At 73.3% G+C, this 13,131-nt stretch carries 14 protein-coding genes; 3 read left to right on the forward strand and 11 right to left on the reverse strand.

Features of this window, described 5'->3' with window-relative positions:
- The first annotated feature begins 56 nt into the window (after positions 1–56).
- Complete coding sequence (locus tag ACZ4V6_RS26885) at positions 57–842, forward strand: IclR family transcriptional regulator (RefSeq protein WP_467832210.1); 786 nt, start codon at positions 57–59, stop codon at positions 840–842.
- Here ACZ4V6_RS26885 and ACZ4V6_RS26890 read toward each other — a convergent pair.
- The 3 genes from ACZ4V6_RS26890 to ACZ4V6_RS26900 all read right to left on the reverse strand — a co-directional run bounded on the left by ACZ4V6_RS26890 (position 811) and on the right by ACZ4V6_RS26900 (position 2,868).
- Entirely contained in the window at positions 811–1,002 is a 192-nt protein-coding gene (locus ACZ4V6_RS26890; RefSeq protein WP_467832212.1) for a hypothetical protein, read from the reverse strand. The genes ACZ4V6_RS26885 and ACZ4V6_RS26890 overlap by 32 nt on opposite strands.
- A 489-nt stretch (positions 1,003–1,491) precedes the next feature.
- Complete coding sequence (locus ACZ4V6_RS26895; RefSeq protein WP_467832214.1) at positions 1,492–2,160, reverse strand: phosphoribosyltransferase; 669 nt, start codon at positions 2,158–2,160, stop codon at positions 1,492–1,494.
- Positions 2,161–2,196: 36 nt separating this feature from the next.
- A complete protein-coding gene (locus ACZ4V6_RS26900) occupies positions 2,197–2,868 on the reverse strand; it encodes a dienelactone hydrolase family protein (RefSeq protein WP_467832217.1) in 672 nt (223 codons plus the stop codon).
- A gap of 188 nt (positions 2,869–3,056) precedes the next feature.
- Here ACZ4V6_RS26900 and ACZ4V6_RS26905 point away from each other — a divergent pair, with 188 nt between their 5' ends.
- Positions 3,057–3,203: a hypothetical protein gene (locus ACZ4V6_RS26905; RefSeq protein ID WP_467832219.1), complete on the forward strand. Its 147-nt coding sequence runs from the start codon at positions 3,057–3,059 to the stop codon at positions 3,201–3,203.
- 21 nt (positions 3,204–3,224) lie between these two features.
- Here ACZ4V6_RS26905 and ACZ4V6_RS26910 read toward each other — a convergent pair whose 3' ends face one another.
- The 8 genes from ACZ4V6_RS26910 to rhaI form a co-directional block, all read right to left on the reverse strand.
- Positions 3,225–3,800 (reverse strand): chloramphenicol phosphotransferase CPT family protein, encoded by a 576-nt coding sequence (locus tag ACZ4V6_RS26910; protein ID WP_467832221.1) that lies wholly within the window; start codon positions 3,798–3,800, stop codon positions 3,225–3,227.
- Positions 3,801–3,829: 29 nt separating this feature from the next.
- Positions 3,830–4,663 carry an endonuclease/exonuclease/phosphatase family protein gene (locus ACZ4V6_RS26915; protein ID WP_467832224.1) on the reverse strand — a complete coding sequence of 278 codons (834 nt, stop codon included), beginning with the start codon at positions 4,661–4,663 and terminating at the stop codon, positions 3,830–3,832.
- Between the two features lie 125 nt (positions 4,664–4,788).
- The gene (locus ACZ4V6_RS26920) at positions 4,789–5,430 is read right to left on the reverse strand and encodes a LutC/YkgG family protein (RefSeq protein ID WP_467832227.1); all 642 of its coding nucleotides are present in this window, start codon (positions 5,428–5,430) and stop codon (positions 4,789–4,791) included.
- Complete coding sequence (locus ACZ4V6_RS26925) at positions 5,427–6,851, reverse strand: LutB/LldF family L-lactate oxidation iron-sulfur protein (protein ID WP_467832229.1); 1,425 nt, start codon at positions 6,849–6,851, stop codon at positions 5,427–5,429. Before ACZ4V6_RS26925 ends, ACZ4V6_RS26920 begins: the two co-directional genes overlap by 4 nt.
- Complete coding sequence (locus ACZ4V6_RS26930) at positions 6,848–7,603, reverse strand: (Fe-S)-binding protein (protein ID WP_467832231.1); 756 nt, start codon at positions 7,601–7,603, stop codon at positions 6,848–6,850. Before ACZ4V6_RS26930 ends, ACZ4V6_RS26925 begins: the two co-directional genes overlap by 4 nt.
- Complete coding sequence (locus ACZ4V6_RS26935; RefSeq protein ID WP_467832234.1) at positions 7,594–9,102, reverse strand: rhamnulokinase; 1,509 nt, start codon at positions 9,100–9,102, stop codon at positions 7,594–7,596. The genes ACZ4V6_RS26930 and ACZ4V6_RS26935 overlap by 10 nt, the downstream gene beginning before the upstream one ends.
- A 193-nt stretch (positions 9,103–9,295) precedes the next feature.
- Complete coding sequence (locus ACZ4V6_RS26940; RefSeq protein WP_467832237.1) at positions 9,296–11,341, reverse strand: bifunctional aldolase/short-chain dehydrogenase; 2,046 nt, start codon at positions 11,339–11,341, stop codon at positions 9,296–9,298.
- Positions 11,342–11,405: 64 nt separating this feature from the next.
- Positions 11,406–12,572, reverse strand: a complete 1,167-nt coding sequence (gene rhaI, locus ACZ4V6_RS26945) for an L-rhamnose isomerase (protein WP_467832238.1) — start codon at positions 12,570–12,572, stop codon at positions 11,406–11,408.
- A gap of 357 nt (positions 12,573–12,929) precedes the next feature.
- Here rhaI and ACZ4V6_RS26950 point away from each other — a divergent pair, with 357 nt between their 5' ends.
- On the forward strand, positions 12,930–13,091 hold the full coding sequence (locus ACZ4V6_RS26950) for a hypothetical protein (RefSeq protein ID WP_467832241.1): 162 nt from the start codon (positions 12,930–12,932) through the stop codon (positions 13,089–13,091).
- Positions 13,092–13,131: the final 40 nt, after the last annotated feature.

Genomic DNA, 13,131 nt, shown 5'->3' on the forward strand with positions numbered 1-13,131 from the left:
GGTTGTCTGGGATCCCAGACACTTGGTCCGCCCCTCCCCTGGTTTACTCTCGCCCCATGAGCATCGTCCCGGCCGCCGCCCAGGTGCTGGCCGTGCTGCGCTATCTGGCGCGGCAGGCCGCACCGGTGCCCGCGGCCGCCATCAGCCGCGACGTGGGACTGCCCCGCTCGACGACCTACCACCTGCTCGACACCCTCGCGGCCGAGGGCTTCGTGGTCCACCTGCCGGAGGAGCGGCGCTACGGCCTCGGCGTGAGCGCCTTCGAGCTGGCCTCCGGGTACGAGCGCCAGGCGCCGCTCCAGCGGCTGGCCCGGGTGCCGCTGGCCACGCTCGTGGACCGCACCGGGCACAACGCGAACCTCGCCGTGCTGCACGGCCGCGAGGTCATCTACGTCATCGAGGAGCGCGCTCCGGGCCGGGCGCCGCTCGTCAGCGAGGTGGGGGTGCGCCTGCCGGCCCATCTGACCGCCAGCGGCCGGGCGGTGCTGGCGCTGCTGCCGCCCGCGCAGGTGCGGGCGATCTTCCCGGACCGGTCCGCCTTCGTGCTGCGGCACGGCGTCGGTCCCGCGTCGCTGACGGCCCTGCGGGGCCTGCTGGCCCAGGTGCGGCGCCGGGGGTACGCCACGGAGGAGGGCGAGGTCACTCCCGGCCTGTCCTCCGTCGCCGCGCCCGTGCTGGACCACCACGCCCACCCGATCGCGGGTGTCTCCGTCACCTTCCCCGGCGAGTCGGCGGACGCGTCGGAACGCCACCGGATCGCGGACCACGTGGCGCAGACCGCACGGGAGCTGACCCGCCGCGTGGGCGGCGTCACCGCCGCGCGGAACGGGCGGGGGCGGTGACGGCCGCGGCGCAGTCGGGGTTGTGGCACCGGCCCGGGTACCAGCGGGGAACGAAGATCCCGAGACTCTTGTACCGTCTGATCTCGCCGTGGACGGGGTGGTGGCACACCGGACAGACCTGTTCGGCCGGCGACCTGGTCCCGCCTGTCTGACTGGTCATGCCTCCACGGTAAAGCGGGAGAAAAGCCCCGAAAAGCCCTTTGCGCCGCTTTGTTCTCTTCTGTTCCCTGGTGCTCCCGGCTCTGTTCCCTGGTGCTCCCGGCCGGTCGTCCCGGCGGAACGTCGTGGGCCCGGGGCGACGGAGACCGGCGGGACACCGGGGCACCGATGACGCCGGAGAACAGAACGCGGTGCCGGTGGGCGCGGGGCGCGGGGCGCCCCGAAGCAGGCGAGGACCGGGGCGGGTCCCGCCCACAGCCCGCTCCGGGCGGCCGCCCCCTCGAACCCGATGGCGTGTCCGCGGCGGTGGGCCGGCGGGTCGGCCGTGAGGTGCACGACCACGGGGGCGGCGAACGCTCCCGGGAGCCGGAACGGCACACCGAGCACGCGGACCTCGCGACGATCCGTGCGGACGGCTCCCCGGTGCGGGCCGGACCCTGGTACCGAGTCCGCGCCACCGGGTCACGAGCGGCACCGCGGAAGGAGGCCGTCAGGGCGGGCCGGGGGGCGAGGCCGCCCTGTGCGCGTCCAGGATCTCGATGACCTCGTCGTCGCCGACCTGCTCGAAGTCGTCGTACCAGAGGCCGACCGCGAGGAAGTCCGGCGGCCGGCGCAGGCACAGGACGTCGTCGGCCTCCGCGCGCATCTCCGCGGCGGTCTCGGAGGCGCCGACGGGAACGGCGAGGACCAGCCGGGCGGGGTCCAGCCGCCGGAGGTGGCGGAGGGCGGCGCGCGCGGTCGCGCCGGTGGCCAGGCCGTCGTCGACGAGGACCACGGTGCGGTCCCTGACGTCGGGCGCGGGCCGGTCGCCCCGGTAGAGCAGGGCGCGGCGCCTCAGTTCCGCGCGCTCCCGGGCCACGTCCCGGACGAGGCGGTCCTCGGTGAGGCCGAGCATCGTCAGGGCCCGCTGGTCGAACAGGGGCGGCTCGTCGCCCACGACCGCGCCGATGCCCGTCTCCGGCCTTCCGGGCAGACCGATCTTCCGCACCACGAGCACGTCCAGCGGCGCCCCGAGGGCCCTGGCGACTTCGGCGGCCACCGGCACGCCGCCGCGGGGCAGCGCGAGGACGACGGGACGGGGCAGCTCGCCGCCGGACGCCCGCTCCACGAGCCGCAGTCCGAGTTCCTGGCCGGCTGCCCGGCGATCGGGGAAACGCATGATCTGATGCCTGCCTCTCTCGGGCCCGCCGTGGTGTCAGCGGGTGCGGTCGCCGTCGGCCCCTTCGCCCAGGTGGTCACGGAACCAGGCGGCGGCGACCTCGGTGACTTCCTCCAGGGCGCCGGGCTCGGGGAAGAGGTGGGTGGCGCCCGGGACGACGTGGATCCGGTGGAACGGCGCGAGCCGCCGGGCAGCCTCACGGTTGAGACCGAGGACCGTCTCGTCGTCGCCCCCGACGACGAGCAGGACCGGTGCGGCGACCAGGGGAAGGGCATCGCCCGCCAGGTCCGGTCTGCCGCCCCGGGACACCACCGCGGACACCGCCCGGGGCCGCTCCGCCGCCGCGATCAGGGCGGCCGCCGCTCCCGTGCTCGCCCCGAAGAGGCCCACGGGCAGATCGGCCGTGTCCGGCCGCCGCCCCAGCCAGTCCACGGCGTCCGCCAGGCGCCGGGCCAGCAGGGCGATGTCGAAGCGATGCCGGGCCGTGGCGATGTCCTCGCGCTCCTCGTCCGGTGTCAGGAGGTCCAGCAGCAGCGTCCCGAATCCCGCTCCGCGCAGACCGGCGGCGACTGCGCGGTTACGGGGACTGAGCCGTGAGCTGCCGCTGCCGTGCGCGAACAGGACCACGCCCCGCGCGCCGGGGGGCACGGTGAGATCGCCGTCCAGGGTGGTGCGGTGCGAGGGCACCTTCACGGTTTCGGACGCCATGCCCGTTCATCTCCCCTGAGGCTGTCCGGCGGCCGGGAGGACCGGGTACCCCGATCGTGCCGCGCTGTACCGGCAGCGCACCGCCGTCTGCCGTCCGGTGAGCCTTCGCCGACGGGCCCCAGCCGGCTTCCGGCGCCCTCCCGCCCTCGTTCCGCCGACCGAGGGCGCCGTCCGGAAGGGATCCGCCCGTGCCCATGGCCGGGTCCGCCGCACGCACCACCGCGGCCTTTGGACACCTCACCGCCGGTGCCGAGGGCATCACCGCGGCGGGCGACCACCTGCCCGTCCGCGTCACGGTCCCCGGGCCGGCCGCGGGGGCCGCTCTCCTCCCGTGACCCGTCCCCGTCCACGGCGCGTCACCCGGTGGCGGCGGACAGGTGGCGGTCCCGGAGGCGGGCGAAGGCGGTGCCGCCCGACAGGTGCGGGAGCCGCGGGAGGAAGTCCCTGATCCGCTCGGCGCACTCCCGCGCGGTCGCGGTGCCGGTGTCGCACTCCAGGTCGTAGTCGCCGTGCCGGTGGACGAGGTGGTACTGGTGCGCGGCGAGGCCCGGCGGGCGGTCTCCCCGCTCGCGCTCCCGGCGCGTGAGTTCCTCGAGCGGACAGTGGACACCCACGAACAGCACGCTCTCGGGACGCAGGACCGACAGGCAGTCGAGCAATCGCCAGGGCTCGCTGAGCACATGGTCGACGACGACGTCGTTGCCCACCTCGGCCATGGCCGCGACGGAGCGGTGGAAGCCCATCCTGGTCCGCCGCAGCGCCGTGTCGAGCTCCTCCGCCTCGAGGGCGCGCTTGGTGCGCATCGCGTTGAAGCTGTCCACCGCCAGGTGGAAGAAGACACCGTCGTCGAGGACGTCGAGCAGCTCGCGCGCGATGCTCGACTTCCCCGAACTGGACGTGCCGTTGAGGAAGATGATCCGGCCTGGCGTCATCCGGGCATGATGCCAGACGGCCGGCCGGGTCAGGTGCGCAGGTCGGCGAGCAGCATGTGGTGGTCCGAGTACGGGGTGGGGTGCACGCGGTGCCGGAGCGGGGTGATGCCCCGCAGGAACACATAGTCGAACTTGCTGTCCCAGTCGGTGGTCGGCTCGCACCTGCCGGCGGGCGAGGGACGGCATCCGGGATCGGCGTCCGCGGCCAGTTCCCGGAACGGGTCGAGTTCGGTGGTGTCCGGCACGGCGTTGAAGTCGCCGAGCACGACGGCGCGGTCGTACCGGCCGACGGCCGCGGCGAGTACGGCGGTCTGGCCCGCCCGGACCGCCTCCTGGCGCCGTTGGGCGAGGTGCGTGTTGAAGACCCGGACGGACCGGTCGCCCACCGTCGTGGTGACGGCCAGGTACCCGCGGTCCTCGGACCCGCCGTCGGGGTACTCCACGAGGACGCGGTCCGTCATCGGTGCCGCCGACAGGAGTGCCTGGCCGAAGCCTCCCGGATTCCACGGCCACCCGCCGCAGCGTCCCCGGTTCCGCAGCACCGACCCGTACTCGACGTGGTAGACCAGCCCGTGGCGGGCCTTCAGGTAGTCGCGGAGCTGCTCGACGTCGCGTACGCACGCCTCCTGCAGACCTATGACCTGGGGTGCGTACGCGGCGATCTCCGCCGCCCGGTCGGCGTTGCTCTCGCGGCAGGGATTGCAGATGTTCCACGTCATGACGCGGTTCGGTACGACGTGCTTGACGGAGTCGGCGCGCAGCGGCCCGGCGGCGGGGCCGTCGTCCGATGCGCCGCGGCCGACGATCAGCAGGCAGGCCACGGCCAACGCGCCCACGAACCACCGGGTGTTCCTTCCGAGCACGATCGCCTCCTCGCGGTGCCGGCACGTGCGGTCCGACGCGTCCACGCACGAGGTTAGGCGACGGTCCGGGCGTTCAGCACATGCTTCCGGGGCTTCGTCCGCCCGTTCGCCGGGCCGTGCGGCCGTCAGTCGACCACCAGGACGACCTCCAGGGTCCGGGGTCCGTGGACGCCCTCCACCCGGTCCAGCTCGATGTCGCTGGTCGCGGACGGGCCGGAGATCCAGGTGCTCGGGCGGGTGGGATCGAGGCGGGGCAGGGCCTGCGGGAGGGAGGCGACCACCTGGGTGCGGGCGTCGACGACGCAGATGTGCACGTCGGGAACGAGGGTGAGGGCACGCCGTCCCTGCCCCGGGCCGGCGTCGAGGACGACGGTGCCGGTCTCCGCGACGGCCAGGGCGCAGCCGGTGACCACGGCGTCGGCGGAGTCGAGCTGCTCCGGGGTCAGAGGAACGTCGTCGAGGCGTTGCCGGGCGTCCGAGCCGGTCAGCCAGGCACCGGGCAGGCCGGGCGGCACGACGACGCTGCGCGCGCCGTGACCGGCGAGGAGCTCGCCGATCAGTGCCGCGAGGCCCTCCGAAGTGGTGCGGTGCACGCCCGCCCGGTAGTCGGCGAGGTTCTCGTGGAGCAGGTCGAGCACCGCGGCCGGGTCGTCGGGAGTGTGGCTGACCAGGTAGTCGCGCGAGACCTCGGGGGCTTCGGGCGCGTCCGCGAGGGCTCTGCTCACTCGGCCGAGGACGCGGTCGCGGGAGGAGGACGGAGAGGTCATGCGCGGTTCTTCTTCCACCAGTCGCGGAACGGTCGGGCGGGCACGTCCGGAAGATCACGGCTGTCGGTCCACTGGCGCGCGCCGGGGCCGGGGAGCCGCTCGGGGTGCAGCTTCCGCGTCCCGGACGCGAGCCGTTCACCGGCGGTGAGGGCGGCCGGATGGTCGAGGAGCCAGGTCGCCGCCCTCATCGCGGCCTTCTCCAGGCGGTGCCCCTTGCCTCCCTGGTCGGCGACCTTCTCCCGTAGGTGTACGAGGACTTCGGGGATGTCGATGGCGACCGGGCAGACCTCGTAGCAGGCGCCGCACAGGGAGGAGGCGTAGGGGAGGGAGGCGTCGAGTTCGGTGGTGGTGCCGCGCAGCTGGGGGGTGAGGATGGCGCCGATGGGACCGGGGTAGACCGAGCCGTAGGCGTGGCCGCCGGCGCGTTCGTAGACCGGGCAGACGTTGAGGCAGGCCGAGCAGCGGATGCAGCGCAGTGCCTGGCGGCCGACCTCGTCGGCGAGGGTGTCGGTGCGGCCGTTGTCCAGCAGGACCAGGTGGAAGGTGCGGGGGCCGTCGCCGTCGGTGGTGCCGGTCCACATCGACGTGTAGGGGTTCATGCGCTCGGCGGTGGAGGAGCGGGGCAGGAGCTGGAGGAAGACCTCGAGGTCGCGCCAGGTGGGGATCACCTTCTCGATGCCGGCCACGGAGATCAGTGTCTCGGGCAGGGTCAGGCACATGCGGCCGTTGCCCTCGGACTCCACCACCACGAGGGTGCCGGTCTCGGCGATCATGAAGTTGGCGCCGGAGACGGCGACCTTGGCGCGCAGGAACTTCTCCCGCAGGTGCAGCCGGGCGGCTTCGGCGAGTTCGGCGGGGGTGTCGGTGAGGTTCTCGGGTGCGGGGCGGCCCCAGGCGCCCATCTCGGAGCGGAAGATGTCGCGGATCTCGCCGCGGTTGCGGTGGATGGCGGGGACGAGGATGTGCGAGGGCAGGTCCTGGCCCAGCTGCACGATCAGTTCGGCGAGGTCGGTCTCGTAGGCGCGGATGCCGCGGGCCTCCAGGGCTTCGTTGAGGCCGGTCTCCTGCGTCGCCATGGACTTGACCTTGACGACCTCGCTCTCGCCGGTGGCCTCCACCAGGTCGGCCACGATGTCGTTGGCCTCGTCCGCGTCGGCGGCCCAGTGCACGGTGCCGCCCGCCGCCGTGACCGCATCCTCGAGCTGTTCCAGGTAGCGGTCGAGGTGGCGCAGCGTGTGGTCCTTGATCCGCCTGCCGGCCTCGCGCAGCTGCGCCCAGTCCTCCAGCTCCGCCACCGCCCGCGCCCGCTTGTCCCGGATCGTGTGCGTCGCGTGCCGCAGATTCCCGCGCAACGTCGCATCGCGTACGGCGTCCCGAGCCGCCTTCGGGAACGAGGGCATGCCCATGAAGGTCTTGCTCATCGCAGCGGCTCCTCTTCCGTGCTCGCGAGGATCTCCGCGAGGTGCAATGCCCGTTGGGGTGCGTCCCGGCGGCGCAGCATGCCGCCGAGGTGCATCAGACAGGAGTTGTCCGCACCGCACAGCACGTCCGCGGAGGTGGACAGGGCGTTGCGGATCTTGTCGTCGCCCATCGCCGCGGACACGTCGGCGTTCTTCACGGCGAAGGTGCCGCCGAAGCCGCAGCACTCCTCGGCGCCCGGCAGCTCCACCAGCTCCAGCCCCTTGACCGCCCGCAGCAGCCGGCGGGGCCGGTCGCCCAGACCGAGCATGCGCAGTCCGTGGCAGGAGGGGTGGTAGGTGACGGTGTGGGGGAAGTACGCGCCCACGTCCGTCACCCCGAGGACGTCGACGAGGAACTCGGTCAGTTCGACGACGCGCGGCACGAGGGACGCGGCGGCGTCGGCGAGTTCCCGGCCGCGGCCCTCGGCCGCCGCCCTGGCTCCGATCCTCGGGTAGTTGTCGCGGACCATGGCGACGCAGGAACCGGAGGGGGTGACGACGTGGTCGTAGCCGTCGAAGGCGCGGGCCGTGCGGCGCACCAGGGGCTCGGTCTCGCGCCGGTAGCCGGTGTTGTACTGGGGCTGGCCGCAGCAGGTCTGGGCGGCGGGGAAGTCCACCTCGACCCCGAGGCGTTCGAGCACCTTGACGGTGGCGATCGCCGTGGACGGGTAGAGCGCGTCGTTGACGCAGGTGGCGAAGAGGGCTACGCGCATCGGGGTTCCGTTCGGGCGGGGGTGAGCCTGGCGGCCGCCGCGTCCCAGGCGGCGCTGTCGCCGCGGGGGCTGTAGCGCCTGAGGTGCTGGGTGGAGGCGACGAGCCGGCGCATCGCCGCGAGGTCGGCCACCAGTCCGGCCGCCCGGGCCTGGACGAGGATGTTGCCGAGGGCGGTGGCCTCGGTGGGTCCGGCGATGACGGGCAGGCCGGTGGCGTCGGCGGTGAGCTGGCAGAGCAGGTCGTTGCGGGAGCCGCCGCCGACGAGATGGATGTGGGTGATGTCGCGGCCGGCGAGTTCGGCGGCCTGCCTCAGGGTGCGGCGGTGGGCGAGCGCGAGGCTCTCCAGGATGCAGCGCACGACGGCGCCCTGGCTGTCGGGGACGGGCTGGTCCGTGCGGCGGCAGTGGTCCCGGATGCGTTCGGGCATGTCGCCGGGGGCGAGGAACTCCGGGTCGTCCGGGTCGACGACCGCGCCGAACGCGCGGCAGCGGGCGGCCTCGGCGAGGAGTCCGGGGATGTGCGTGGGCAGTCCCTGTGCCTCCCAGGTCCGGCGGCACTCCTCCAGCAGCCACATGCCCATGATGTTGCGGAGGTAGCGGACGGTGCCGTCCACGCCCAGTTCGTTGGTGAAGTTCGCGGCCCGGGATGCCTCGGTCAGGACCGGGGCGTCCAGTTCGAGGCCGGCCAGGGACCAGGTGCCGCAGGAGATGTAGGCGAAGTGCGGCTCGGTGGCCGGGACGGCGGCGACGGCGGAGGCGGTGTCGTGCGAGGCGACGGTGACGACCGGGGTGCTCGCGTCGAGGCCGGTGTGGTCGGCGACGTGCGGCAGGAGGGTGCCGGCCGGGTCGCCGGGGCGGCGCAGCGGCGGCAGCAGGCCGGGGTCGATCGAGAGCCGCTCCAGGAGCTGCGCGGACCAGGTGCCCCTGCGGGCGTCGAACAGCCCGGTGGTGGACGCGTTGGTGACCTCCGCGCCGAGGGATCCGGTCAGCCAGTGGACCAGCAGGTCCGGGATCAGCAGCAGGGTGCGCGCGGCACGCAGCTGGCTGCTGCCGGCCGCCGCGGCGAGCTGGAAGACGGTGTTGAACGGCAGGTGCTGCAACCCTGTGATCCGGTACAGCTCCTCGGGGCCGACGTGGGGGTGGACCCGTTCGGCGGCGGCGTCGGTGCGGTCGTCCCGGTAGTGGTACGGGGTGCCGAGGAGGACGCCGTCGGCGTCGAGGAGCCCGTAGTCCACCGCCCACGTGTCCACTCCGACGGAGACGACTCCCCCGGCCCGGGCGGCTTCCCGCAGTCCGTCGACGGTGCCCTGGAAGAGCGCGAGCAGGTTCCAGTGCAGCCCGTCGGGCAGGCGGACGGGGGTGTTGGGGAACCGGTGGACCTCGGTCAGGTCGAGGTTGTCCGGTCCGACGCGGCCGAGGATCACCCGTCCGCTGGTGGCCCCGAGGTCGACCGCGGCGAACGCCGAGGAGAAGGCCGAGGAGGCCGGGGTGGTGGTCACGTGGTGGTACCTCCGCTGTGCGCGGCGAGGAGTGGTCGGACGGGGAGGGGGACGAAGGAGGGAGAGGGGGGACGAAGGAGATGAGGAGACGAAGGGGGGAGGAGGGGACGGGGAGGCGGGGACGGTCCGCCGGTCCGTGGTGCGCCCTGATGCCGCTGCGCGTGCCGCACCGGCATCAGGGCGTGCTGCGGGGTCAGCGCAGGAAGGCCGCGGCGACGCCCGCGTCCACCGGGATGTGCAGACCGGTGGTGTGGGTCAGGTCGCCGCCGGTGAGGGCGAAGACCGCGTTCGCCACGTGCTCGGGCAGGACCTCGCGCTTGAGCAGCGTGCGCTGGGCGTAGAACTCGCCCAGCTTCTCCTCCTCCACTCCGTACACGGCGGCCCGCTCGGCGCCCCAGCCGCCGGCGAAGATGCCGGAGCCGCGGACGACCCCGTCGGGGTTGACGCCGTTGACGCGGATGCCGTGCCCGCCGAGCTCGGCGGCCAGCAGGCGCACCTGGTGGGCCTGGTCGGCCTTGGCCGCCCCGTAGGCGATGTTGTTGGGGCCCGCGAAGACGCCGTTCTTGGAAGCGATGTAGACGATGTCGCCGCCGAGCTCCTGGGCGGTCATCACCCGGGCGGCCTCGCGGGAGACCAGGAAGGAGCCGCGGGCCATGATGTCGTGCTGGAGGTCCCAGTCCCCGGCCGTGGTCTCCAGCAGCGGCTTGGAGATGGAGATGCCGGCGTTGTTGACGACCAGGTCGACGCCTCCGAAGGCGAGGACCGCCTCGGCGAACGCGGCGGTGATCTGCTCCTCGCTGGTGACGTCCACGGTGACGGCCACGGCCCGGTCGGGTCCGCCGAGTTCCTCGGCGACGGCCGCCGCGCCCTCGGCGTCGCGGTCGGCGACCACAACGCAGGCGCCCTCGGCGGCGAGCCGACGGGCGATGGCCTTGCCGATGCCCGAGCCGGCGCCGGTGACCAGGGCGACGCGGGTGGCCAGCGGCTTGGGGGCGGGCATGCGGCGCAGCTTGGCCTCCTCCAGCTCCCAGTACTCGATGCGGAACTTCTCCGACTCCTCGATGGGGCTGTAGGAGGAGACGGCCTCGGCGCCGCGCATCACGTTGATCGCGTTGACGTAGAACTCGCCGGCGACGCGGGCGGTCTGCTTGTCCTTGCCGAAGGAGAACATGCCCACGCCGGGCACGAGGACGATGGCGGGGTCGGCGCCGCGCATGGCGGGCGAGCCGGGGACGGCGTGCCGCTCGTAGTAGGCCCGGTACTCGGCGCGGTACTCGGTGTGCAGCTCCCGCAGGCGGGCGACGGCCTGCTCCAGCGGGGCGTCGGCCGGCAGGTCCAGGACCAGTGGGCGGACCTTGGTGCGCAGGAAGTGGTCGGGGCAGGAGGTGCCGAGGGCCGCGAGGCGCGGGTGCTCGGCGCGGGAGAGGAAGTCCAGTACGACGTCGTCGTCGGTGAAGTGGCCGACCTGGGGGCGGTCGGCGGACGCGAGGGCGCGGACGTGCGGGGCGAGTGCGGCGGCACGGGCGCGGCGCTCCTCGTCGGGCAGGGGCGCGTGGCCCTCGGTCACCGGTCCGAAGGGTTCGGGACGGCCCTTCTCGGCGAGGAAGGCCTCGGCGGTGCGGATGATGTGGAGCGAGTTGGCCTCGCACTCCTCGGAGGTGGTGCCCCAGGCGGTGATGCCGTGGCCGCCGAGGACGCAGCCGACGGCCTGCGGGTTGGCCTCCTTGACGGCGGCGATGTCCAGGCCGAGCTGGAACCCGGGGCGCCGCCACGGCACCCAGACGACCTTGTCGCCGAAGCACTCGGCGGTCAGCTTCTCGCCGTCGGCCGCGCAGGCCAGCGCGATCCCGGAGTCGGGGTGCAGATGGTCCACGTGGGCCGCGTCGACCAGGCCGTGCATGGCGGTGTCGATGGAGGGCGCGGCCCCGCCCTTGCCGTGCAGGCAGTAGTCGAAGGCGGCGACCATCTCGTCCTCGCGCTCGACGCCGGGGTAGACGTCCTTCAGCGCGCGCAGCCGGTCGAGTCGCAGCGCGGCCAGTCCCTGGGGCTTCAGCGTGCCCAGGTCCCCGCCGGAGCCCTTGACCCACAGCAGTTCCGTCTCGCCGCCGGTGACCGGGTCGGTGGCGGTGCCCTTGGCGGACGTGTTGCCGCCGGCGTAGTTGGTGTTGCGGGGGTCCGAACCCAGCCGGTGCGAGCGCGCCAGGAGCCCGGCGACTTCGGGGTGGAGGGCGGAAGCCATGGTGATCTTTCCTTCTGGGGGGAATGACGACGGGGATGCGGGGGCGCGGGGGCTCCGGGGGCGGTTACGCGCCCCAGCCGGCCTGCTCGCCGCCCACGCGTTCGACGACGATCCGCTCCTGCCAGCCGCTCGCGCGGTAGGCGGCGACCGGGTCGGGGTGCAGGCCCCGCTCCTCGCGGACCTCGGCCAGCAGCGGGCGCACGTCGGTGTTGTACGCGTCCATGAGGACGGCGTTGGCGGCCAGGACGTCGCCCTCGGCCTGCGCCGCGGCCAGCGCCCCGGCGTCGACGAGCAGGGCCTTGGCGGTGGCTTCCTGCACGTTCATCACGGAGCGGATGACGGCGGGGATCTTGGCCTCGATGTTGTGGCACTGGTCGAGCATGAAGGCGACGCCGGCGGCGGGGTCCAGGCCGCCGTTCTTGACGACCTCGTGCATGATCCGGAAGAGCTGGAAGGGGTCGGCGGCGCCGACCATGAGGTCGTCGTCGGCGTAGAAGCGGGAGTTGAAGTCGAAGCCTCCCAGCTTCCCCTCGCGCAGCAGGACCGCCACGATGAACTCGATGTTGGTGCCGGGCGCGTGGTGGCCGGTGTCGACCACGACCTGCGCCCGGTCGCCGAGCTTGAGGCAGTGCGCGTAGGCCGTGCCCCAGTCGGGGACGTCGGTCGTGTAGAAGGCGGGTTCGAAGAGCTTGTACTCCAGGAGGATCCGCTGGTCGTCGCCGAGGCGCTCGTAGACGGCCTGGAGGGCTTCGGCCAGGCGGTCCTGGCGGGCGGCGACGTCGTCCTGGCCGGGGTAGTTGGTGCCGTCGGCGAACCACAGCTTCAGATCGCGCGAGCCGGTGGCGTCCATGATGTCGACGCACTCCATGAGGTGCGCGAGCGCCTTGCGCCGCACCGTGGCGTCGGGGTGGCAGACGCTGCCGAGCCTGTAGTCGTCCTCCTGGAACACGTTGGCGTTGACGGCCCCCAGTTCCAGGCCGCGGTCCTTCGCGTGGGCGGCGAGCGCCGCGTAGTCGTCCACCTTGTCCCAGGGGATGTGCAGCGCCACCCGGGGGGCGACGCCGGTGAACTCGTGCACCTTGGCCGCGTCGTCCAGCTTCTCGCGGGGTGTGCGCGGCACGCCGGGCTGCGCGAACACCTTGAAACGCGTTCCGGAGTTGCCGTAGCCCCAGGAAGGCGTCTCGACCCGCTGGCCGGCGAGTGCGGTTTTCACGGCGGTGATGTCAGGCATGGCCACCTCTGGATGCGCGGGTCGCCCCGTCGCGGGGCACGTGCGGGAACCCTTGAATGAATCGATTCAGGACGCCGCTGAAACTAGCCCGTGCCCGTAAACCCGTCAAGGGTCGCGAAGAGCCCGGCGGGACTGCCGCCGGATCGCCGAACGCGGCGCCACGACAAGGACGACGATGGGTCACCTCCCAGGCTCATATGGCTCGTTGACACTCCCGTCCACCGCGTCCGCGACTTCCTCCGGCCGCGTGGCGCGCAGGCCCTTGACGCCCCGCACGGGCCGGGGCTAGCTTCCGAGCACCTGGTTGAAACATTTCACATCCCGGTTTCCGTCCGGCACACGTACGGGAGAGGTCCCATGACTCGTCCCGAACCGGAGACACCTCCGGTGCCCGCCCTGGAGGGAGCGGGTGAATCCTTCGGCGCCGTCCGGGCCCTGCGCGGCGTCTCGCTGGGGCTGTGCGAGCCGACCGTCTTCGAGGAGAGACCCCCATCGACCAGTACGACTTCTGACCCGTGACGACTCCCGTGACGACCGCGGTGGGGCCCCGGCGGTCGCC

This window comes from Streptomyces sp. NPDC029152, from assembly GCF_055564355.1.